The sequence below is a fragment of the Streptomyces sp. NPDC005303 genome, assembly GCF_040607335.1.
GTDB lineage: Bacteria > Actinomycetota > Actinomycetes > Streptomycetales > Streptomycetaceae > Streptomyces.
This window is the reverse complement of the sequence record NZ_JBEXGM010000001.1, coordinates 798,263-819,161: the sequence shown is the minus strand read 5'-3', so window position 1 is coordinate 819,161 and position 20,899 is coordinate 798,263. Positions and strand designations below refer to the sequence as shown.

Sequence of the window (20,899 nt, the reverse complement as noted above, 5' to 3'; positions counted from 1 at the left end):
CTCACACCTCGAAGGGCTGTACGACGACGAAGTTGCCGGGGGCGCCGCGGAACTGGAGGTTCACGGCCTCGGTGGTCTGCCGGGCATACCCGGAGCGGCGCAGCCTGAGCGAGGTCGTGGTGACCGCCTGGGCACCGGCGGACCAGGCGATGACGGCGTTGCCGTCGACATAGGTGGCCGCGCCGACGGGCAGGACGACGGGTACGCCGCGTGTCTTGACGACGACGGCTCCCGTGCCGGAGAAGAGCATGCTGAAGAAGCCTCCGCCGGGCAGTCCCGCGCCCTCGATGCGGCGGACCTCGGTCTCCAGGGTCTCGTCGAAGGCGAGCACACCCTGGGCGCTGGTGTAGAGCTGCTCGCCCTGGAGCCGGATGACGAAGACCCGGCTGGCCTCGTCGGCGAGGAACACCTCACCGTTGCCTGTGCAACGCATCAAAGACATGCCCTGGCCGGTGAGTGCCCCGGTGAGCTTGCCGAGCAGGCCCGAGCCCTTGTGGGCGAAGTCGATGTCGCCCTGGTAGGCGACCATGCTGCCCTGCTTGGCGAGGATGGGGGCGTCCTTGGTGAGGGTGGCCCGCACCAGGTTCTGGTTCTGCTCGGTCCAGCGGTCGCCGACGGGGGCTTCCGCGTACTTCGTCAGGACGACCCGGACGTTGGCCTCGGGCGGGACGGGGGCGAGCTGGGTGCCACCGCCGAAGGGCTGCGCCTGACCGGGGAAGGCGCCGGGGGCACCGGGGGGTGCGAACTGACCGGCGACAGCACCCGGAGGTGTGAACTGACCCGCGGGTGCGCCTGGGGGCGCGTACTGACCCGCCGGAGGTGCGCCGGGCGGCGTGAACGTCTGTCCCGGAGGAGTGAACGTCTGCGGACTCGTCGGCGCGGCGGGCGCGGGCGGGGTTCCGGCGATCGTCGGAGCGGTGTGGACGGACGGGGCAGGCGCGGGGGCCGGCGGCGCACCGAACGAAGGGGCCGGTGCGGGCGCCTGCGCGGGCGGGGCGAAGGCCGGCGCCTGGGACTGGGCCGGGACGGCGGGCTGCTGGGGCGCGGACGCGGGCTCCTCCTCGGCGACCTCGCCGCCGAAGTTCTTCAGCAGCGCGTCCAGACCGCCGTCGAATCCCTGGCCGACCGCGGCGAACCGCCAGACGTCCTTGAGATACAGGTCGCCCAGCATCACGGCACGCTCGGTGGAGAACTCGCTGCCGTCGAACGAGTACCGGGCCACTTCCTCGCCACCGGCGACGATGCGGAGATAGCCGGGGGCGATCTGCGACATCTGGCCGGCGCCGTCGATCGTCGCCGTGAACGACAGCTTCTGGATCTGCGACGGAATCCGGTCGAGCGTGACCCGGAACGACTCCGTGTCACCCGACTGCGCGCCCAGGAGCTGGATGGAGTCCTCGGGGGACTTCGGCTGGTTGAAGAAGATGAAGTACCGGTCGTCCGAGAGCCGTTCGTCGGCGTCGAGTCCGAAGCAGCTGATGTCGAAGGTCAGTCCGGGGCCGGAGATCTGTACACCTACGTACAGGTCTGTGCCCGCGGTCAGGTCACTGATCTTGGCCTTGTGGCCGCGCTGGAATTCCCTGGCCATGCGTAACGACCGTCCCCCATCCCGAATGCGAGTGCGTCGCGACAGGCTAACGGCAAACTCGGACACCGGCGGAGGTCGGTACAGATCCGGTACAAAAACCCGTTCGGGTCGTCGGTCAGTCTTCGCGGACGCCCGGAAGGTGCGGCAACCGGTCGGCGGCGACCACCCCTTCGAGGTAGCCCTTGGCCCGTTCGGTGCGCGGGTAGGCCTCCAGCAACCGCCAGAAGCGGGGGCCGTGTCCGGGCACGAGCAGATGCGCGAGCTCATGGAGCAGGACGTAGTCGACGACGTACTCCGGCATGCCCTGGAGGCGGTGCGAGAGCCGGATGCTGCCCTCGGACGGGGTGCACGAGCCCCAGCGGGTGTTCTGGTTGGTGACCCAGCGGACCGAGGCGGGCAGCGCCCGGCCGTCGAAGTACTGGGCCGACAGCCGCTGCGCGCGCTCGGAGAGTTCGGTGTCGCCGAGCACCCGTTTGCTCTCCTGGGCGGCCAGCTTGTCGAGCATGACGCTCACCCAGCGCTGCTCCTCCGCCTCGGACATCCGGGCAGGAATGAGCACGACGGTGCGATCGCCCTCGCGGTACGCGGAGACCGTCCGGCGTCGGCGGCTGCTCCTGCGCACCTCGATCGCGCTCGCCCCCGAGCCGCTCGGCGGCAGGCTCGTCGTACTGCGCTGTGGCTTTCCGGCGCTGTGCAGTGGGTCGGCGGGCACGCCCTGACGTTACCCGCTGCACACGGGGGAAGTCCCGACTCCGGGACGGTTCGGTTCCGATCGCCCGCCATGCGTCTGATTTGTACGACGAATGGCCCCCACCTGTGGACAACTTTCGGCACATGCCCTCCGGGTCGGGGCATGCTGGCATCGCCGCCGCATCCGCGACCCGACCGTCGCCGGACTCCTACGGCGGACGGGGATGTTCCACGAGGGCTACGGGGGCCTGTCATGCAAGCAGTGGTTCCGCTCGGGCAAACAATGGTTCCGCGGATGAAACCCGCGCTCCGACGCGGCTGGCGCGACCTCAACACCGTGCAGTTCGGGATGACCCCGGCGCACGCGCTGACGCTGGGCCCGATCGACACGGCGACGGGCAGCTTCCTCGACCTCCTCGACGGCACGCGAGGTCTCGCGCTGCTGCGGGAGGAGGGACACCGTATGGATCTGCCCGACGGCCATGTCGACACGCTGGTGGGACGGCTGGCGCGGGCCGGGCTCGTCGACGACGCGAGGGGCGGCGGGCCGGCCGCGGACGCGCTGCGGGAGAAGAAGGAGGTCCTCGACCGGCTGGCACCCGACCTCGCGTCCCTCTCGCTGACCACCTCGGAGCCGGGTGACGCGATGAGAGTCCTGGCCGCCCGTCGCTCACTGCGCGTGCAGGTCAGGGGGGCCGGCCGGGTGGGCGTGACACTGGCCGCTCTGCTCTCGGGGGCCGGCGTCGGAGAGGTCGATGTGCGGGACGGCGGCAGGGTCGAGCCGGGAGACGTCGCCCCGGGTGGCCTCCCTGCCGCCTCCGTCGGCGACCGCAGGGACATCGCAGCACGAAGGGCGGTGTCCGCGGCGGCTCCGGGACGCCCGCCGCGCCATGGCTCCCGGGCCTCGGTGGAGGCGGACGACCCCGGGTTCTGTCTGGTCGTCCTCGCCCCGCGGGACGACGTGGACGTGCACGCGCCCGCCCCGGCCGTCGGCGAGCCCCTCGTCCGGTCGGGCACACCGCATCTGTACGCCGGTGTGGTGGAGGCGACAGGAGTGGTCGGTCCTCTGGTCCTGCCGGGTGAGACGGGCTGTGCGGGCTGCCTTCACGAGACGCGCACCGACCGCGACCAGGCCTGGCCCCGACTGGTGGCCCAGTGGCGTTCGGGCAGCAGAAGTCATCCGGCGCGGGCCTGTGACCTGGCACTGGCCACCACGGTCGCCGGCCTCGCGGCCGCGCACGCGCTCGCCTTCCTGGACGGCCGGGCCCCGTCGAGCGCGGGTGCCCGCTGGGAGGTCTCGCTGCCCGGTATGACCTGGCACGCGCGGCCGATCCCACCCCATCCCGCATGTCCGTGCGGGGCCGCGGAGAAAGGTAAGGGAGAACACACCTCCAAGGAGGAGGCTGCGCACGAGACAATGACAGAGCAACGGTCGTCGGAGGAGTTGTGCCGTAAGGCAACCGCGCCACGGCCTGCTGGCACCTGGAGGGCGCATGTCTGATCTTCCCCGGAAGGCGGTCACCCGGACCGCCAAGCTCGCCGCGCTCCCGCTCGGCTTCGCCGGGCGGGCCACCTGGGGACTCGGCAAGCGGATCGTGGGCGAGTCCGCGGAGATCGTCGGCCGCGAGCTGCAACAGCGCACCGCGGACCAGCTGTTCAAGGTGCTCGGGGAGCTCAAGGGCGGGGCCATGAAGTTCGGCCAGGCCCTGTCCGTCTTCGAGTCGGCGCTCCCCGAGGAGGTGGCGGGCCCCTACCGCGCGGCCCTGACGAAGCTCCAGGAGGCCGCGCCTCCGATGCCGACCCGCACCGTGCACGCGGTGCTCGAGAAGCGGCTGGGCGAGGACTGGCAGGAGCTGTTCGCCGAGTTCGACGACAAGCCCTCCGCGGCGGCGTCGATCGGCCAGGTGCACCGGGCCGTATGGCATGACGGGCGCGAGGTCGCGGTCAAGGTCCAGTACCCGGGGGCCGGTGAGGCCCTGCTCTCCGACCTGAACCAACTGGGCCGCTTCGCCCGCCTGTTGGGGCCCCTGGTGCCCGGCATCGACATCAAGCCCCTCATCGCCGAGCTGCGCGACCGGGTCTCGGAGGAGCTCGACTACGGCCTGGAGGCACAGGCCCAGCAGGCCCATGCCGAGGAGTTCGCGGACGATCCGGACGTGGTGGTTCCGGCCGTGGTCCACCAGAGCGAACAGGTCCTGATCACGGAGTGGATCGAGGGCGTCCCCCTGTCGGAGGTGATCTCGGACGGCACCGAGGAGCAGCGTGACCGCGCCGGGCAGCTTCTGGCCCGGTTCCTCTTCTCCGGCCCCGCCCGCACCGGCCTTTTGCACGCCGACCCGCACCCGGGCAACTTCCGGCTCCTGCCCGGCGGCCCGGGCGGTGAGGAGGACTGGCGCCTGGGCGTCCTGGACTTCGGCACGGTCGACCGGCTCCAGGGCGGCCTGCCGGACACCATCGGCACCTGCCTGCGCATGACGCTGGACGGCGAGGCCGAGGCGGTCTACGAACTGCTCTGCGCGGAGGGCTTCGTCAAGGAGTCCATAGAGCTGGACCCGGACGCGGTCCTCGACTACCTGCTGCCGATCATCGAGCCGGCCGAGGTCGACGAGTTCACCTTCAGCCGCGGTTGGATGCGCAGCCAGGCGGCCCGGATCGCCGACCCTCGCTCCCCCGCCCACCAATTGGGCAAGCAGCTCAATCTGCCCCCTGCGTACCTCCTGATACACCGGGTCACCCTGAGCACCATCGGCGTCCTGTGCCAGCTGGGCGCGACGGTCCGGCTGCGCGAGGAACTGGAGGAGTGGCTGCCCGGGTTCATGCCGGAGGAGGAAGGGGACGAGCAGGAGGCGGCCGCGGAGGCGTGAGCCGGGTCGGCGCTACCACCAGGCCGAGTCGAGTCGCCCCTCGATGGCCCTGAGATTCGCCCGGGAGCAGGTGTCGCAGAAGTACTGGCGGACGCCGTTCTCCACGGAGCAGGTCCAGGTGGGCAAAGAGCCCTCGGCCCGCGCGCCGCAGCGGGCGCACACGAGGTGCCCCGCCTCGCCGTCGCCGTGGTCTCCGGGAAGACTCGTCACCCGCCGACGATAACGCCGGATCCGACGGTTCGGCGCACCCAACGCACCGCGGGGGCCGGTCCGGTCGGACCGACCCCCGCGGGGAACTACTCGGGTCGCGTTACTGCATGACAGCCATGGCCAGCGCACGGCGAGCACGCATGGAGGCGCGCTCGGCCCGGCGCTGCATCCGGCGGGCGGTCGCCAGGCGGATCGCCTGGCGTTCCTGCTCGGCCTCGTGCAGCCGGTCGTGCATATGCGCACGAGCCAGGGCTTCTGGGATGAGTTGCATCTCTCGGGTCCTGTTCTGACGCGAGTCGTTCGCGTCGGTGGTGGTGAAGTCTGGGATCGCGGAGCCTGCGGGCTCGCTGGTGGACGGCTTCATCGGGGCCTGCTTCGTGGGGTCGTTCGTGAGGGGGCGGTCGATCGTTCCTGCGATGTTCATGCTGTGACCGGGTTCTTGCGCGGGCGGCCACGCGGCCGCTTCCGGGCGACGACGACACCCTGGACGAACAGCTCCCCACCCCAGACGCCCCAGGGCTCGCGCCGCTCCTTGGCGCCGGCGAGGCAGGCCTCCATCAGCGGGCAGGTGCGGCAGAGGGACTTGGCGTACTCGACGTCGGCCGGCGACTCGGCGAAGAAGACCTCCGGGTCGTAGGAACGGCAGGGGACGGGTACGCCGAGGTTCTCGATGGCGTCGTCGAGCGCGGTGAGCGCGGTGAGGGGGATCAAGGCGGAGTCCTCCGTGGGGCCGGGCGGGGGGATCGTTTCGGAAGGCGGTACGGACGGGGCGTGCGCTTCGAGTTGCACGATTCGTCTTCCTCGTCTGTTCGGTCCGGCCCTGTTGGACCGGTAGTCGCTTGGTACCGGGTTCTTTTCTTGTCCCGAGGCCCCTTCGCTCCGCTCTCCCCGTTCGGGGAAAACAGAAGGGCCGCGGATCCCGGATGGGGTTCCGCGGCCCTGAAGGCGCCGGCCTGATCGACGATCAGGCTGGATCACTCCAGGGTTCTGGCCCACGGAAGGCCCACATCAGGTGGTGCTGCGTCGTCTGCTTCCGGAATCCGGCACCGGCCGCAAAGGCATAGGCATGCGCCCGTGCCACTACTGCTTCCAGTGCCTTGGTCGGTCGCTCATTGCGCTCACGGACGGGAAGGACCGCGAGAGACAGGGCGGACGCCGGACGCACGGCAGGAATGCCGGACATACCGGTGCCCAGGTTCGAAACGCCGAGCATGCACGTGGAGACGACCGAGAGATCGATCATTTTGGCGGTGCTGATGGCCGTGGTGCTGTTGATGCTGATCACTTCAATCGCCTCCTCTCGGCGTCTCTGGGGACGGCAGCGCGAGCCGCTGTCCGACGGATATGCAAGTAGAACACGGAATCGGGGCCTCCGAGAAGGCCTCCGTCCCCGTGGTTAAGAACCTATGGGGATTGCTGGGGCATGCGCAAACTATTTTTCCGACGAGTTCGGATCAGTCCGCATCTTCTGCTTCCGTAACCTCCTGGCCTGCGCAGATGGTCAGCACATCGGCCCCGTACCGGTTGAGCTTGCGCATACCGACCCCCGGGATGCGCGCCAACTCATGCTCGCCGTCGGGCACCGCCTCGGCGATCGCCATCAGGGTTTTGTCCGTGAAGACACAGAAGGCCGGCTGGCCACTGCGCTGCGCCTGTACGGCACGCCAGTCACGCAGCCGCTCATAGAGCCCCTCGTCCATGTCGGAGGGGCAGTCCTCGCAACGCATCAGCTTCAACTCACCCGCGTCGGTGAGCGTGCGCCCGCACACCCGGCAGCGCGCCGGGGTGCGCTGGGTGCGTCTCGGGGTGGCGCTGAGAGGGCTGGTGAAGCCGCGCTCGACACCTCCGGGACCGCCACCGGCGGTCCGCCCCGTGGTGGCGGTGGAGCCGGGACGCAGCCCGTTGAGGAAGCGGCTGGGCCGGCGGTTGGGGCGGCCGCCGGGCGAGCGGGAGAGCGACCAGGAGACATGGAGGCGCTCGCGGGCGCGGGTGACGCCGACATAGAGGAGCCGACGCTCCTCCTCGATCTGCTCGTCGGTCTTCGCGTAGGTGATCGGCATCATGCCCTCGGCGACACCGACCAGGAACACGGCGTCCCATTCCAGGCCCTTGGCCGAGTGCAGGGAGGCCAGCGTGACCCCCTCGACGGTCGGGGCGTGCTGGACGCCGGCCCGCTCGTCGAGTTCGGCCACGAGGTCGTTCAGGGTTGCGCCGGATCGCGCGGCGGCGAAGTCCTGCGCGAGGTTCACCAGGGCGGCCAGTGACTCCCAGCGCTCCCTGACGGCCCCGGAGCCGGCCGGCGGCTGGGTGGTCCATCCCTCGCCCGACAGCACGGCACGGACCTGGGAGGGCAGGTCGACGGCGTCGTCCAGCCGCGAGTCGTTGCCGCCGAAACGGGCCGCGCCCCGGAGGTTGACGATGGCTCTGCGCACCTCGGGCCGGTCGAAGAACCGCTCGGCGCCACGCAGTTGATAGGGCACTCCGGCGTCGGCGAGGGCCTGCTCATAGGTCTCGGACTGGGAGTTGGTGCGGAACAGGATGGCGATCTCGCTGGCCCGGACGCCCGCTTCCATGAGCTCTCGGATGCGGCGGGCGGCACCCTCTGCCTCGGCGGGCTCGTCGGTGTACTCCGTGTAGACGGGCTCGGGACCGGGCCGGCGCTGGGAGATCAGTTCCAGCCGGTGGTCGGCGGCGCGGCCGCGGGCCTGGGCGAGCAGGCCGTTGGCGAGATGGACGACCTGGGGGGTGGAACGGTAGTCGCGGACCAGCTTGACGACGGTGGCACCGGGGTGGCGGGTACGGAAGTCGAGCAGATGGTCGGGAGTTGCGCCGGTGAACGAATAGATCGTCTGGCTGGCGTCGCCCACGACGCACAGGCTGTCCCGGCGCCCGAGCCACAGCTCCAGGAGGCGCTGCTGGAGCGGGCTCACGTCCTGGTACTCGTCGACGACGAAGTGCTGGTACTGGGAACGGACCTGTTCGGCGATGTCGTGCCGGTCCTGGAGGACGGCGACGGTCAGCAGCAGGACGTCCTCGAAATCGATGACGGCCCGGTCGCGCTTGAGGTCCTCGTAGGCGGCGTAGAGCTGGGCGATCTCGGCCGCGGCGCGAGGGGTCTCACGGCCGGCCTTCGCGGCTGCGAGGGCGTAGTCGGACGGCACTGTCTGGGTGACCTTGGACCACTCGATCTCGCCGGTGACGTCCCGCAGCTCGCCCCGGTCGAGGCGGATACGGCAGGCGGCGGCCGCGTCCGCGACGAGCTGGATCTTACGGTCGACCAGCCGGGGCATGGACCCGCCGACGGCTTTCGGCCAGAAGTACTGGAGCTGTCGCAGGGCCGCCGAGTGGAACGTACGAGCCTGGACGCCCGCGGCACCTAGCTGGCGCAGTCGTCCCCGCATCTCCCCGGCGGCGCGGTTGGTGAAGGTGACGGCGAGCACGCTGGAGGGCTGGAGAATTCCGGCCCGCACCCCGTAGGCGATGCGGTGGGTGATCGCCCGGGTCTTGCCGGTGCCGGCGCCCGCCAGCACGCACACCGGCCCGTGCAACGCGGTGGCCACCTCGCGTTGCTCGGGGTCGAGCCCATCGAGCACCGCGTCGGCCGAGTCCGGTGTGCGCGGGAAGAGCGTGGAGTGCGTTGCTGCTGTCACACAGCCATGCTGCCAGGTCGGCGGAGACGGATGAGCCGGTTGTCCACAGGGAGGTAGCCGCAGTCGTACTAATGCGGCAGGCGTCACCTGGCCGGGCGGCCCGGTCGGGAATGGCACCCCGGTCGCATACGTTCCCTCAACGGACGACCTCTTCCCCGAGCCACCGAAGGAGCGCGCGAGACATGCAGGGCACTGTGACGATGTACAGCACCACGTGGTGCGGATACTGCCAGCGGCTGAAGAAGCAGATGGACCGCGAGGGCATCGCGTACACCGAGATCAACATCGAGCAGGACCCGGCGTCCGCGGCGTTCGTGGAGAAGGCGAACGGCGGGAATCAGACAGTTCCGACGGTGCTGTTCGCCGACGGTTCGACGCTGACGAACCCGTCGTTGGCGCAGGTGAAGCAGAAGATCAGCGCGTAAGCACTGCGGGCACGGAGGCGGTTCCCGAGGCGGCTCAGGAACCGCCTCCTTGTCGTTTGTCCCACACGGCCGTGTAGCGCCACAGCAGTCGGCGCCGGTAGTGGCAGCCGGGCAGGAGTCGGCGTGCCGCGAGCCGAACCTCGCCCCAGTGCATGGCCGAGCCCTCGATCGGCATGCCTGCCGGGGCCCGCTTGCCTCCCCGCAGCCGTCTCATGAGCAGGCTCACGGGCAGGCCGCAGCCGCTGATGACCCGGTCCATGACGGTCTCGTTGTACGCCAGCCCGACGATCACCAGCCGTCCGCCGGGGGCCAGCAGCCGGACCAGGCCGCCGACCGCGTCCTCGAAGGGCGCGTGGTGCACCACGGCGACCGCGCTGACGAAGTCGTAAACGCCCTCGGGCAGGGCCGTTTCGTCGAGGTAGTCCGCCTCCAGGAACGTGATGTTCCCGGGGGTGGCCGCGCGCGCCTGCCGGATCATCTCCGGTGAGCGGTCGACGCCCGTGACGGACGCGGCCTTCCGAGCCAGCTTGCGGGCGAGCAGGCCGTCCCCGCACCCGACGTCCAGGGCCTCCCGGCAGCCGTCCGGGACGGCGTCGAGCACCAAGGGGTGGTAGTGGACGTTGTGGTTCCAGTACGGGTCCGCCACGCCCCTCAGACGAAACTCCTGGTCGGCAGCGGCTTGCTGTACCAGAGCTCGATCAGACGGGCCGCGATCGAGATGCCGTACGGCGGGAGGACCTCGCCCGACTCGAAGGCTGCCTCGAGTTCGGCGCGGGAGAACCAGCGGGCTTCGTGGATCTCGTCGCCGTCGACGTTGATGTCGGTCGAGGTGGCGCGTGCCATGAAGCCGAGCATGAGGCTGGAGGGGAACGGCCAGGGCTGGCTGGCGACGTACTCGACCGGGCCGACGGTGATGCCGGCCTCCTCGAAGACCTCGCGCCGTACCGACTGCTCGATGGACTCGCCCGGTTCGACGAAGCCGGCCAGCGTCGAGAAGCGGCCCTCCGGCCAGTGCACCTGGCGGCCCAGCAGGATGCGGTCCTCGTCGTCCGTGACGGCCATGATCACGGCCGGGTCGGTGCGCGGGTAGTGCTCGGCGCCGCAGGCCTGGCAGCGGCGGATGTGGCCGGCCGCGGCGATGACGGTGCGCTCGCCGCAGCGCGAGCAGAAGCGGTGGGTGCGCTGCCAGTTCTCCAGTCCGACGGCGTGCACCATCAGGCCGGCCTCGCGGGCGGACAGCAGCAGGCCGGCCTCGCGCAGACCGGCGGGGCGCGCGGACTGGTCGATGCGGCCGGGCAGAGCGTCCTTCTGGAGGGCGAAGTAGCGGACGCCGTCCTCGTCGATGCCGAGGAAGTAGCGGTGCGCCTCGGTGAGCGGGGCCTCGAAGGACGGGGTCATGACGAGTTCGGTACGGCCGTCCGCCGTCTCGTCTATGAGGACCTGACCGCCGGAGACCACGAAGCAGCGGGTCGTGGGGTGGCTCCACGCCGCCGCGAGCCAGGCCTCGTCGAGTCGGTGGTGCGCGGCGCGGTCGATGCCGCTGGGGGCGGTGAGCGAGACGGGACGGTCGGCGATGTGGTCGGTCCAGGTGGTCACGGGTGCTTCCAACTCCCCCGGTGCAGCGGATTGTTTCGGCGGGCGGTTCGGCGGGACGTACGACGCGGGGCGACCGGGGCCGGCGGGGCTTCGCGGTGCGGGGCGGCCCGTTCAGTGTGCCCCGCGTGCTGCCGGTCCGGCGGCGCGGGACGGTCAGGGCGCATGGCTCCAGTGCTCGGCGAGATCACCCCACAGGTACGCGGAGGTCTCGACGCCCTTGAGCAGCAGATCGAGCTCGACCTTCTCGTTCGGCGCGTGCCAGCCGTCGGAGGGGACGGAGATGCCGAGGAACAGCACGGGTGCGCCGAGGACTTCCTGGAGATCGGCGGCGGGGCCCGAGCCGCCCTCGCGGGTGAAGCGGACCGGCTGGTCGAAGGCGCGGCCCATGGCCCGGACGACGGACTGCAGGGCCGGGTGGTCCAGCGGGGTCAGGCACGGGCGCGTGGCGGCGCCGAAGGTGATCTCCTGCCGGATGCCGGCGGGCACCTGTCCGGCGGCCCAGGCGCGGACCGCCTTCTCGATGTGGCCGGGGTCCTGGCCGGCCACGAGCCGGAAGGAGAGCTTCACCATCGCGGAGGACGGGATGATCGTCTTGCTGCCCGGGCCCTGGTAGCCGCCGCCGATGCCGTTGACCTCGGCGGTGGGGCGGGCCCAGACGCGCTCCAGGGTGGTGTGTCCGGCCTCGCCTTGGGTGGCGTGCGACTTGGCGGTGCGCAGCCACTGCTCCTCGTCGAAGGGCAGCTCGGCGAAGAGCTCCCGTTCACGTTCGGTCAGTTCGACGATGCCGTCGTAGAAGCCGGGTACCGCCACGCGCGCGTGTTCGTCGTGCAGGGCGGCGACCAGGCGGGCGGCGGCCGTGGCCGGGTTGGGGACGGCTCCGCCGAAGGAGCCGGAATGGATGTCCTGGTCCGGGCCGTACAGGCGGATCTCGCACTCGGCGAGGCCACGCATCCCGGTGCACACGGTGGGGGTGTCCTCGGCCCACATGCCGGTGTCGGAGACGATCACGGCGTCGGCCGCGAGCCTTTGCGCGTGCTCCTCGACGAGGGCGCGGAAGTGCGGGGAGCCGGACTCCTCCTCGCCCTCGATCAGCAGCTTCAGGTGCGCCGCGGGGGTGGTGCGGCCGGTGGCGGCGAGGTGGGCGCGGACACCGAGGGTGTGGAAGAGGACCTGCCCCTTGTCGTCGGCCGCCCCGCGCGCGTAGAGACGGTTGTCGCGGACGACCGGCTCGAAGGGGTCGCTGTCCCAGCCGTCCTCGCGGGCGGCGGGCTGTACGTCGTGGTGGCCGTAGACAAGGATCGTCGGCGCCGCGGGATCCTCCGCGGGCCACTCGGCGAAGACGGCGGGCGCCCCCGGGGTCTCCCAGACCTCGGCCGTGGGGAAACCGGTCTCCTTGAGCTTGGCGGCGAGCCAGTCGGCGCTGCGGCGTACATCGGGTCCGTGGTCGGGCTGGGCCGAGACGGACGGGATGCGCAGCCATTCGGCGAGGTCGTCGAGGAAGGCGGCGCGGTGCTGCTCGATGTACGTACGGACAGCGCTGACGACACTGTCAACGGGGTGGCTCATGGTCATGAGCCTATCGGCCCGCACCGACATCCTCGTTGGGCGGTTCCTCACAGTTCGCTTGCGCGGAACCGTTCGACGGCCCTCCGGGTTCCTGAGTCAACAGCCGCTCCAGGGCGGCCCGGTCGGGCAGATTCCTGGGGCGCACGACGTCTCCGGAGCGGACGTACAGGAACGCCGCCGTGACCGATTCCACAGGGACGCCCTGCCGCTCGGCCCAGGCCAGCCGGTACACGGCGAGCTGGAGGGGGTCGGCGGTGCGGGTGCGGCCGGTCTTCCAGTCGACGATCTCGTACGTCGTGGTGTCCCCCTCGCCCAACCGGTACACGGCGTCGATACGGCCCCGGATCACACGGCCCGCGATCGCGAGCTGGAAGGGCGTCTCGAGGCGGTAGGGGGTGCGGTGGGCGTACTCGCTGCGCTCGAAGGCTTCCTTGAGGGCCTCCAGGTCGCGTTCGTCGGCGATCTCGGCCTCGCTGCCGGGCAGGTCGTCCGGCTCCAGCATGGGCAGGGTCAGGGCTTCGAAGCGGGCCTCGACCCAGGCGTGGAAGCGGGTGCCTTGACGTGCGGCGGGTTGTGGAGGGCGCGGCATGGGGCGCGCGAGTTCCTGCGCGAGCCCGTCGGGGTCGGCGGCCAGGCGGAGCACCTGGGACGCGGTGAGCGATGCGGGCAGGGGTACGTCGGTGACGGCTTCCCGCGCGCGCAGGAGTTCGCCGGTCAGGGCGTCGAGGTCGCGGTCCCAGGAGGCGATGGCGCGGGCTTCCTCGGGGGTGAGGTTTTCCCGTTCCCTGGGGTGCGGGCGGGCCGGCGCGGCGGGGATCTCCGGGGCGGTGGCCTGGTGCGGGACGGCCGGGCGGTCCGTCGCGAAGGTGTCCCAGTCCTCGGAGGCGTCCGCCTCGACGATCTCGTCGTCGAAGGGGGGCTCTTCGGGGTACGGCGGCTCGTCGTCGGGCGGCGGGGGCCAGTCCGGGTCGTCGTAGGTGTCCGGGTCGTGTACGGCCGCGGGGTGGGAGTCCGTGTGGCCGGCGAGGTCCTCCAGGTGGTCCAGGACCGTCTGGGCGGCCGCCCGGCGTCGGGCGAGGGCCTGGTCGTCCAGGGGGAGGGGCCAGACCTGGTCCTCGGTCCGGCTGTGCAGCACGGGATTCTCCTCGTCCTCGGCGGGCTCGTCGGCCCACGCCTCGATCTCGCCGTGGCCGACCGTGCAGTGGTCGTGCAGGGCCTGGAGGAAGTCGGACGGCCCCCGGGGCTTCTTCTGTGTGGGCCCCCACCAGTGGCCGGAGCCGAGAAGGAGAGAGCGGGGGCGAGTGAAGGTGACGTAGCCGAGGCGCAGTTCCTCGGTGTGCTGGTGGTCCTTCATGGCCTCGTGGAAGGCCTTCATGCCTCGTGCGTCCCAGGAGGCGATGTCGGGGAGGGTCTCGGTGTCGCCGCGCAGCGCGTGCGGCAGCACCTTGCCCTGGGAGGTCCACTTCTCGCGTCCCTGGGCGCTCGGGAACGTCCCGGTGACCAGGCCGGGGACGGCGACGACGTCCCACTCCAGGCCCTTGGACTTGTGGGCGGTGAGCACCTTGACGGTGTTCTCGCCGCCGGGCAGGGCGTTGTCGAGGCCCTTCTCGTACTGGGCGGCGGTGCGCAGGAAGCCGAGGAAGGCGAGGAGGCTCGCCTCGTTGTCCCCGGCCGCGAACGAGGCGGCGATGTCGAGGAAGTTGGACAGGGTCTCGCGGCGGCGGGCGGCCAGCGCGTGCGGGGACGCCGACAGTTCGACCTCCAGGCCGGTGACGGCGAGGACGCGGTGCAGGACGTCCATCAGGGGGTCGGCGAGCGAGCGGCGCAGGTCGCGCAGTTCGGCGGCCAGGCGCGCGAACCGCACGCGCGCGTCGGGGGAGAAGGGCAGGCCGTCGTCGTCCTCGTGGTCGCTGTAGAGCGGCGTCTCCAGGAAGGTCTCCAGGGCGTCGGCGAGCGATATCACCTCGGCCGGGTCGACCCCCTCGACGGCCTCGGCGAGCCGGCGGTCGGGGTCGTCGTCGCCGTCCACGCGCGTGTGGGACACCAGCCGCCGGGCGCGCCTGCCGAGGAGGGCGAGGTCGCGAGGGCCGATGCGCCAGCGCGGACCGGTCAGCAGGCGGACCAGGGCGGCGTTGGCGCCGGGGTCCTGCAGGACCTCGCAGACGGCGACCAGGTCGGCGACCTCGGGCAGGTGCAGCAGGCCCGAGAGGCCGACCACCTCCACCGGGACGTCCCGTGCGACGAGGGCGCCCTGGATCTCGGCGAAGTCGGTCGCCGTGCGGCACAGGACGGCGATCTCGCCGGGCTCCTTGCCGGTCCGTACGAGATGCGCGATGGAGTCCGCGAGCCAGTCGATCTCCTCGGCGTGGGTGGGCAGAAGGGCGCAGCGCACCATGCCGTCGCGTTCGGCGCCGGGGGCCGGGCGGAGGGCCTCCACGCCCGCGTGCATGGCGCGCAGGGGTTCGGCGAGGTCGTTGGCGAGGTCGAGGAGGCGGCCGCCGCTGCGGCGGTTCTCGCTGAGCGACTGGCGGGTGGCGGGGCGGCCACCGGGGTGGGCGAAGTGCTCGGGGAAGTCGTCGAGGTTGGCGACGGAGGCTCCGCGCCAGCCGTAGATGGCCTGGCAGGGGTCGCCGACGGCGGTGACCGGGTGGCCGGTGCCGTCGCCGAACAGGCCTGCCAGAAGGACGCGCTGGGCGACCGAGGTGTCCTGGTACTCGTCGAGCAGCACCACCCGGAACTCGTCGCGCAGGACGCGGCCCACCTCCGGGATCCCCGCGAGGCGGGCGGACAGGGCGATCTGGTCGCCGAAGTCGAGCAGGTCGCGTTCGCGTTTGGCAGCGCGGTAGCGGACGACCAGATCGGCGAGTTCACGGCGGGCGGCGGCCGCCTCGGGGACCTTGCGCAGGGCGTCATTGGTGAGCTTGGCGCCCTGAAGGGTGAGCAGCAGCTCGGCGTCGTGGGCCCGCACCTGCTCGGGGCGGACCAGGTGCTCGGCGAGTTCGGCGTCGAGGGTGAGGAGGTCGCTGACCAGGTCGGCGAAGGAGCGGGTCAGGGCCGGGTAGGGGCCCGGGGCCTCGCGCAGCACGCGCGCGGCGAGCTGGTAGCGGGTGGCGTCGGCGAGGAGACGGGAGGTCGGCTCCAGGCCGATGCGCAGGCCGTGGTCGGTCAGCAGGCGGCCCGCGAAGGCGTGGTAGGTGGAGATCACGGGCTCGCCCGGCGGGTTGTCCGGGTCGATGACGTCGGGGTCGGTGACGCCCGCCCTGATGAGTGCCTTGCGGACGCGCTCGGCGAGTTCACCGGCGGCCTTGTTGGTGAAGGTGAGGCCGAGGACCTGTTCGGGGGCGACCTGGCCGGTGCCGACCAGCCACACCACGCGGGCCGCCATCACCGTCGTCTTGCCCGAGCCGGCGCCGGCCACGATCACCTGCGGGGCGGGCGGCGCGGTGATGCAGGCCGTCTGCTCCGGGGTGAACGGGATACCGAGGAGCTCCTTGAGCTGATCGGGATCGGTGATACGGGCGGGCATGTCGCAGAGGCTAGCGGCGCGCACTGACAGCGGAGGACGGATCGCCCTTCGGGCCGGAAGATGTGCAGGTCAGCACGCGTGGTGCGACTGATCACACCGGCATGCTCACTCCACGACGTGCCGTCCCTCCGGCTGCACGCTGCACGAGGCCCGGAACGCGCAGTGGGCGCAGTGCTGGCCGGCGTTCGGCGTGAACCGTTCGTCGAGAACCTTCCCGGCGGCTGTGGCGAGCAGGTCGCCGACCCACTCCCCCTCCAGCGGCTCCTGGGCCTGCACCTTGGGGAGGGTCTCGCCGCCGTCCCTCTTGGGGGCGCCCTGGCGCAGCTGGACGAGTTCGGCGCCGCCCGGCTCGGGCCGTACGCCGTCGAAGGCCTCGTCGACGGCGCCCTCGCGGACGGCGAGCTGGTAGACGGCGAGCTGGGGGTGGCGTTCCACTTCGGCGGAACTCACCGGCTGCTTGCCGGTCTTGAAGTCGACGACGTACGCGCGTCCCTCGGCGTCGGTCTCGACGCGGTCCATCTGGCCGCGGATGCGCACCTCGACCTCGCCCGCTTCGAGGGTGACGTCGAAGTCGTGCTCGCTGGCCACCGGTGTGCGGCCGGTGCGGTCCATGACGTGCCACTTCAGGAAGCGTTCGAGCGCCACACGCGCGTTCTCCTTCTCCTGCGCCGACTTCCAGGGCGCATCGAAGGCGAGCGCGTTCCACACGGAGTCGAGGCGCTCCATGAGGACGTCGAGGTCTGCGGGGGTGTGGCCGGAGGCGACCTCGTCGGCGAGGACGTGCACGACGTTGCCGAAGCCCTGGGCGACGGTCGCGGGCGCGTCGGCCTTCACCTCGCGGCCCAGGAACCACTGCAGGGCGCAGGTGTTGGCGAGTTGGTCGAGGGCGCTGCCGGAGAGCACGACGGGCTGGTCGCGGTTGCGCAGCGGCACCTTGGACTCGGTCGGCTCGAACATGCCCCACCAGCGGTAGGGGTGGGCCGAGGGGACGAGCGGGCGGCCGTCCTCGTCGGCGAGGGCGGCGAGCCGGGCAAGACGGCGGGCGGCGGCCTGCCTCAGAGTGTCGGAGACGCGTGGGTCGACGGTGGTGGCGCGGAGTTCGGAGACCAGGGCGGCGACCGACAGGGGGCGGCGCGGGCGGCCGGTCACGTCCCTGGGTTCCACGCCGAGTTCTGTCAGGAAGCGGGAGGGCTGGTCGCCGTCGTCGGCCGGTGCCTTGACCGCCGTGACGACGAGGCGCTCACGCGCGCGTGTGGCGGCCACGTAGAACAGGCGGCGCTCCTCGGCGAGCAGGGCGCCCGGGGTGAGCGGTTCGGCGAGTCCGTCGCGGCCGATGCGGTCGGCCTCCAGGAGGGAGCCGCGGCGGCGCAGATCCGGCCACAGGCCCTCCTGGACGCCCGCGACGACGACCAGCCGCCACTCCAGGCCCTTGGAGCGGTGCGCGGTCATCAGACGGACGGCGTCGGGGCGGACCGCCCGCCGGGTGAGGGTGTCGGCGGCGATGTCCTCGGCGTCGATCTCCTCCAGGAAGTTCAGGGCGCCGCGGCCTCCGGTGCGCTCCTCCGCGCGCGCGGCGGTCGCGAATAGTGCGCATACGGCGTCGAGGTCCCGGTCCGCGTTGCGCCCCGCGGCGCCGCCGCGCCGGGCGGACCGTTCCAGACGCCCGGGCCAGGGGGTGCCCTCCCACAGGTCCCACAGCGCCTCCTCGGCGCTGCCGCCGTTCGCGAGCCGTTCACGCGCGTTGCCGAGCAGCGCCCCGAGCCGCTGGGCGCCGCGCGCGTACGCGGGGTCGTGCACGGCCAGGCGTTCGGGCTCGGCGAGGGCGCGCGCGAGCAGCACGTCGGAGGGCGGCGGCAGCGCGTTGCCCGCGGCCCGCTCCTCGTCCCGCAGGGCCCGGCCGAGGCGGCGCAGGTCGGCGGCGTCCATACCGGCGAGGGGGGACGTGAGGAGGGTGAGGGCGGTCTCGGTGTCGAGCCAACAGGCCTCCGCCGACGGTTCTTCGGAGGCGGGCTGCGGCTCGGCGTCCGGAGCCTGCTGCGGCTGGTCGTCCGAGTCCTCTTGCGCCTCACCGTCCGACACCGGCTGCGGCCCGCCATCGGACACCGGCTGCGGCTCGGCGCCGGACCCGGACTGCGGCTCGGCGCGGGACCCCCGCTGTGGCTCACCGTCCGACACCGACTGCGGCTCACCCTCCGACACCGGCTGCGGCCCGCCATCGGACACCGGCTGCGGCTCGGCGCCGGACCCGGGCTGCGGCTCGGCGCCGGACAGGGGCTGCGGCTCGGCGCGGGACCCCCGCTGCGGCTCACCGTCCGACACCGGCTGCAGCCCGCCATCGGACACCGGCTGCGGCTCGGCGCCGGACCCGGACTGCGGCTCGGCGCGGGACCCCCGCTGCGGCTCACCGCCCGACACCGACTGCGGCTCACCCTCCGACACCGCCTGCGGCCCGCCATCGAGCACCGGCTGCGGCTCCGCGGAAACGCCGCCCTCCTCAAGCCGTACGACACCCTCCGCCGCCTCCGCCACTTCCGCCGCGGCCACCGCCCGCAACGCCGTCAGCAGCGGCGCCACCGCCGGTTCGTGTCGCAGCGCCAAGTCGTCGCCGTCGATGTCGAGGGGGACGCCGGCCGCCGTGAGAGCGCGTCGGACCGTCGGAATGGTGCGGGATCCGGCGCGCACGAGGACCGCCATCTCGCCCCAGGGAACGCCGTCCTCCAGATGTGCCCGGCGCAGGATGTCCGCGATGTTGTCCAGTTCCGTGCCGGAGGTCGGGTAGGTGAAGACCTCGACGCGCCCGCCCTCGCGGACCGGGGCGAGCTCGCGATGGGCGCGGACCTTCTCCGCCGGCAGCCGGGTCAGGGGCATGCGCTGGGTCACCAGGCGGGTCGCGGCCAGCAGGTCGGCGCCGGAGCGGCGGGAGGTGCGCAGGACCTCCACGGGGGCCGGCCGGCCGTCCGCGCGCGGGAAGGCGTACGGGAAGTCGAGGATGCCGTTCACGTCCGCGCCCCGGAACGCGTAGATCGACTGGTCGGGGTCGCCGAAGGCGACGAGGGTGCGGTCACCCCCGGCCAGGGCGTGCAGCAGCCGTACCTGGGCCGGGTCGGTGTCCTGGTACTCGTCGACGAACACGGCGTCGTACTGGGCGGCGAGTCGCTCGGCGACCTCGGGGCGGCGGGCGAGGAGCACCGCGCGGTGCACGAGTTCGGCGTAGTCGAGGACGCCCTGGAGGTCGAGGACGTCGAGGTACTCGGCGAGGAAGGCGGCCGCGGCCCGCCAGTCGGGGCGGCCGATACGGCGGGCGAAGGCGTCCAGGGCGCCGGGTCCGAGTCCGAGTTCGCGGCTGCGGGCGAGGACCGCGCGGACCTCGTCGGCGAAGCCCCGGGTGGTCAGACAGGCGCGCAGTTCGTCCGGCCAGCGCACGTGCGCGAGGCCCAGCCGCTCCAGGTCGGGCTGGCCGGCGAGCAGTTCTCGTACGGTGACGTCCTGTTCGGGTCCGGACAGCAGCCGCAGCGGCTCCACGAACAGGTCGCTGTCCTGGTGGGCGCGGACCAGGGCATAGCAGAACGAGTGGAAGGTCGTCGCCTGCGGGGCACGCGCCGCTCCTATGCGCAGCGCCATGCGGTCGCGCAGTTCGACGGCCGCCTTGCGGCTGAACGTCAGCACGAGCACGCGCGCGGGGTCCCCTCCACGGGCGATTCGTGACGCCACCGACTCGACGAGCGTGGTGGTCTTGCCGGTGCCCGGACCTGCGAGAACGAGCAAAGGGCCGCTTCCGTGCTCAACCACGGCGCGCTGTGCGGCGTCCAGACGAGGGGGATCCACGCGCGTCGGCGGGGTACGCACCAGTCGGTAAGCGCCACGGGTCCCCTGGCGCACCTGGGAGTGCGACAGACGCCTGGTGGAGGAAGAGGAGCTCACGTGGTTCGCCGGTCCTGGTGGGTGTGCTGTCGGGCGGCCCGCCGCGCGTGGAGGGCGGTGGACGAGGGGTGAGGGGGACGCGTGCCGCCGACGCTACGCCGACGCCGAGTGTGGAAGCAGGGCTTCCGCTTCTTCCCGCGTGCCCCATGGGGCCCACACGACGCTCGCGACCCGTACGTCCCTCACCCCACGAACGTACGGCATGCCACAGACGTGCCGTGTTTCCCCCCGTACGGGCCTCCAGGTGCTCCCGGGCCCTCGGGATGGCGGAAGCTGTCAGGTGTGACCCTCCGCACGGCCGCCGCCGTCCCAGCGCGCCCGTCTCATGTCGAGGCGCGGCAGGTGGCCCTCGGCGGCCCTGCTCGCCTCCTTCAGGGGAGTGCCCTCGGCGTGGTACCGGTCGAGCGCCCGCAGCTCGTGCCCCGGGAGCAGGGCACCGTCCGCGCGGACGACCCGCCACCAGGGAACGGCGCCGCCGTACAGGGCCATGACCCGGCCGACCTGGCGGGGGCCGCCTTCCTCCAGCCACTCGGCGACGTCGCCGTACGTCATGACGCGCCCGGGTGGAATGCGTTCGGCGACATCGAGGACCCGCTCGGCGTACTCCGGCAGCGCGTCCGCGCACCCCGGGTGGGCGTCCCCGTACTCCGGGTGGGCGTCCCGCGGAAGGCTCTGCTCGCTCATCCGTCCCATCCTGCACCACCCCACCGACAATGTGACGGGCTCGCGACCGTGCGTATCCCTCGCCCGGGAACGGCGCTTCCGGCAGACTGTGCGCCCCCGCATATGCACCCTGACACCCTTGTATGTCGGTGGGGCATGCCACCATCGTGCGGGCGGTGACTGGTGATACGAGATCAAGA

Annotated in this window: 16 protein-coding genes; 3 read left to right on the top strand and 13 right to left on the bottom strand. The window is 72.1% G+C overall.

The genetic code is table 11. The features are described from left to right. Position 1 precedes the first annotated feature (1 nt). Both ABZT93_RS03860 and ABZT93_RS03855 read right to left on the bottom strand, forming a co-directional pair. The gene (locus tag ABZT93_RS03860) at positions 2 to 1,588 is read right to left on the bottom strand and encodes a TerD family protein (RefSeq protein WP_356098333.1); all 1,587 of its coding nucleotides are present in this window, start codon (positions 1,586 to 1,588) and stop codon (positions 2 to 4) included. A gap of 115 nt (positions 1,589 to 1,703) precedes the next feature. Next, positions 1,704 to 2,300, bottom strand: coding sequence for a M48 family metallopeptidase (locus tag ABZT93_RS03855; protein WP_356098330.1), 597 nt, complete (start codon positions 2,298 to 2,300; stop codon positions 1,704 to 1,706). Between the two features lie 261 nt (positions 2,301 to 2,561). Here ABZT93_RS03855 and ABZT93_RS03850 point away from each other — a divergent pair, with 261 nt between their 5' ends. Both ABZT93_RS03850 and ABZT93_RS03845 read left to right on the top strand, forming a co-directional pair. After that, entirely contained in the window at positions 2,562 to 3,779 is a 1,218-nt protein-coding gene (locus ABZT93_RS03850) for a TOMM precursor leader peptide-binding protein (protein ID WP_356098327.1), read from the top strand. Further along, positions 3,772 to 5,142, top strand: coding sequence for an AarF/ABC1/UbiB kinase family protein (locus tag ABZT93_RS03845; protein ID WP_356098324.1), 1,371 nt, complete (start codon positions 3,772 to 3,774; stop codon positions 5,140 to 5,142). The genes ABZT93_RS03850 and ABZT93_RS03845 overlap by 8 nt, the downstream gene beginning before the upstream one ends. A gap of 12 nt (positions 5,143 to 5,154) precedes the next feature. On the opposite strand, the gene ABZT93_RS03840 is transcribed toward ABZT93_RS03845, so the two are convergent. The 5 genes from ABZT93_RS03840 to ABZT93_RS03820 form a co-directional block, all read right to left on the bottom strand. Beyond that, a complete protein-coding gene (locus tag ABZT93_RS03840; protein ID WP_356098321.1) occupies positions 5,155 to 5,352 on the bottom strand; it encodes a hypothetical protein in 198 nt (65 codons plus the stop codon). Between the two features lie 100 nt (positions 5,353 to 5,452). After that, the gene (locus ABZT93_RS03835; protein WP_007384564.1) at positions 5,453 to 5,776 is read right to left on the bottom strand and encodes a hypothetical protein; all 324 of its coding nucleotides are present in this window, start codon (positions 5,774 to 5,776) and stop codon (positions 5,453 to 5,455) included. Next, positions 5,773 to 6,141 (bottom strand): WhiB family transcriptional regulator, encoded by a 369-nt coding sequence (locus tag ABZT93_RS03830; protein WP_356020746.1) that lies wholly within the window; start codon positions 6,139 to 6,141, stop codon positions 5,773 to 5,775. The genes ABZT93_RS03835 and ABZT93_RS03830 overlap by 4 nt, the downstream gene beginning before the upstream one ends. 175 nt (positions 6,142 to 6,316) lie before the next feature. Then, entirely contained in the window at positions 6,317 to 6,637 is a 321-nt protein-coding gene (locus tag ABZT93_RS03825; RefSeq protein ID WP_356098317.1) for a hypothetical protein, read from the bottom strand. 169 nt (positions 6,638 to 6,806) lie between these two features. Beyond that, positions 6,807 to 9,002 carry an ATP-dependent DNA helicase UvrD2 gene (locus ABZT93_RS03820; protein WP_356098314.1) on the bottom strand — a complete coding sequence of 732 codons (2,196 nt, stop codon included), beginning with the start codon at positions 9,000 to 9,002 and terminating at the stop codon, positions 6,807 to 6,809. Positions 9,003 to 9,184: 182 nt separating this feature from the next. Here ABZT93_RS03820 and ABZT93_RS03815 point away from each other — a divergent pair, with 182 nt between their 5' ends. Then, on the top strand, positions 9,185 to 9,427 hold the full coding sequence (locus ABZT93_RS03815; RefSeq protein ID WP_355743206.1) for a mycoredoxin: 243 nt from the start codon (positions 9,185 to 9,187) through the stop codon (positions 9,425 to 9,427). Between the two features lie 34 nt (positions 9,428 to 9,461). Here the strand turns inward: ABZT93_RS03815 and ABZT93_RS03810 are convergent, their stop codons facing one another. From ABZT93_RS03810 to ABZT93_RS03785, 6 genes are all read right to left on the bottom strand, one after another. Beyond that, positions 9,462 to 10,073 (bottom strand): class I SAM-dependent methyltransferase, encoded by a 612-nt coding sequence (locus tag ABZT93_RS03810; protein ID WP_356098311.1) that lies wholly within the window; start codon positions 10,071 to 10,073, stop codon positions 9,462 to 9,464. A gap of 5 nt (positions 10,074 to 10,078) precedes the next feature. Then, positions 10,079 to 11,023, bottom strand: a complete 945-nt coding sequence (nudC, locus tag ABZT93_RS03805) for an NAD(+) diphosphatase (RefSeq protein ID WP_356098308.1) — start codon at positions 11,021 to 11,023, stop codon at positions 10,079 to 10,081. Between the two features lie 153 nt (positions 11,024 to 11,176). Next, the gene (locus ABZT93_RS03800) at positions 11,177 to 12,595 is read right to left on the bottom strand and encodes a dipeptidase (protein WP_356098305.1); all 1,419 of its coding nucleotides are present in this window, start codon (positions 12,593 to 12,595) and stop codon (positions 11,177 to 11,179) included. Positions 12,596 to 12,599: 4 nt separating this feature from the next. Then, positions 12,600 to 16,115, bottom strand: a complete 3,516-nt coding sequence (locus ABZT93_RS03795) for an ATP-dependent DNA helicase (protein WP_356098303.1) — start codon at positions 16,113 to 16,115, stop codon at positions 12,600 to 12,602. Positions 16,116 to 16,220: 105 nt separating this feature from the next. Beyond that, positions 16,221 to 20,036 carry a UvrD-helicase domain-containing protein gene (locus ABZT93_RS03790; protein WP_356098300.1) on the bottom strand — a complete coding sequence of 1,272 codons (3,816 nt, stop codon included), beginning with the start codon at positions 20,034 to 20,036 and terminating at the stop codon, positions 16,221 to 16,223. A 276-nt stretch (positions 20,037 to 20,312) separates the two neighbouring features. Beyond that, positions 20,313 to 20,720, bottom strand: a complete 408-nt coding sequence (locus ABZT93_RS03785; protein WP_356098297.1) for an MGMT family protein — start codon at positions 20,718 to 20,720, stop codon at positions 20,313 to 20,315. Positions 20,721 to 20,899: the final 179 nt, after the last annotated feature.

Coding starts and splice junctions, on each gene's coding strand:
- ABZT93_RS03795 (WP_356098303.1), bottom strand. CDS start 16,115: ATGCCCGCCCGTATCACCGATCCCGATCAGCTCAAGGAGCTCCTCGGT.
- ABZT93_RS03815 (WP_355743206.1), top strand. CDS start 9,185: ATGCAGGGCACTGTGACGATGTACAGCACCACGTGGTGCGGATACTGC.
- ABZT93_RS03800 (WP_356098305.1), bottom strand. CDS start 12,595: ATGACCATGAGCCACCCCGTTGACAGTGTCGTCAGCGCTGTCCGTACG.
- ABZT93_RS03850 (WP_356098327.1), top strand. CDS start 2,562: ATGGTTCCGCGGATGAAACCCGCGCTCCGACGCGGCTGGCGCGACCTC.
- ABZT93_RS03785 (WP_356098297.1), bottom strand. CDS start 20,720: ATGAGCGAGCAGAGCCTTCCGCGGGACGCCCACCCGGAGTACGGGGAC.
- ABZT93_RS03860 (WP_356098333.1), bottom strand. CDS start 1,588: ATGGCCAGGGAATTCCAGCGCGGCCACAAGGCCAAGATCAGTGACCTG.
- ABZT93_RS03845 (WP_356098324.1), top strand. CDS start 3,772: ATGTCTGATCTTCCCCGGAAGGCGGTCACCCGGACCGCCAAGCTCGCC.
- ABZT93_RS03835 (WP_007384564.1), bottom strand. CDS start 5,776: ATGAACATCGCAGGAACGATCGACCGCCCCCTCACGAACGACCCCACG.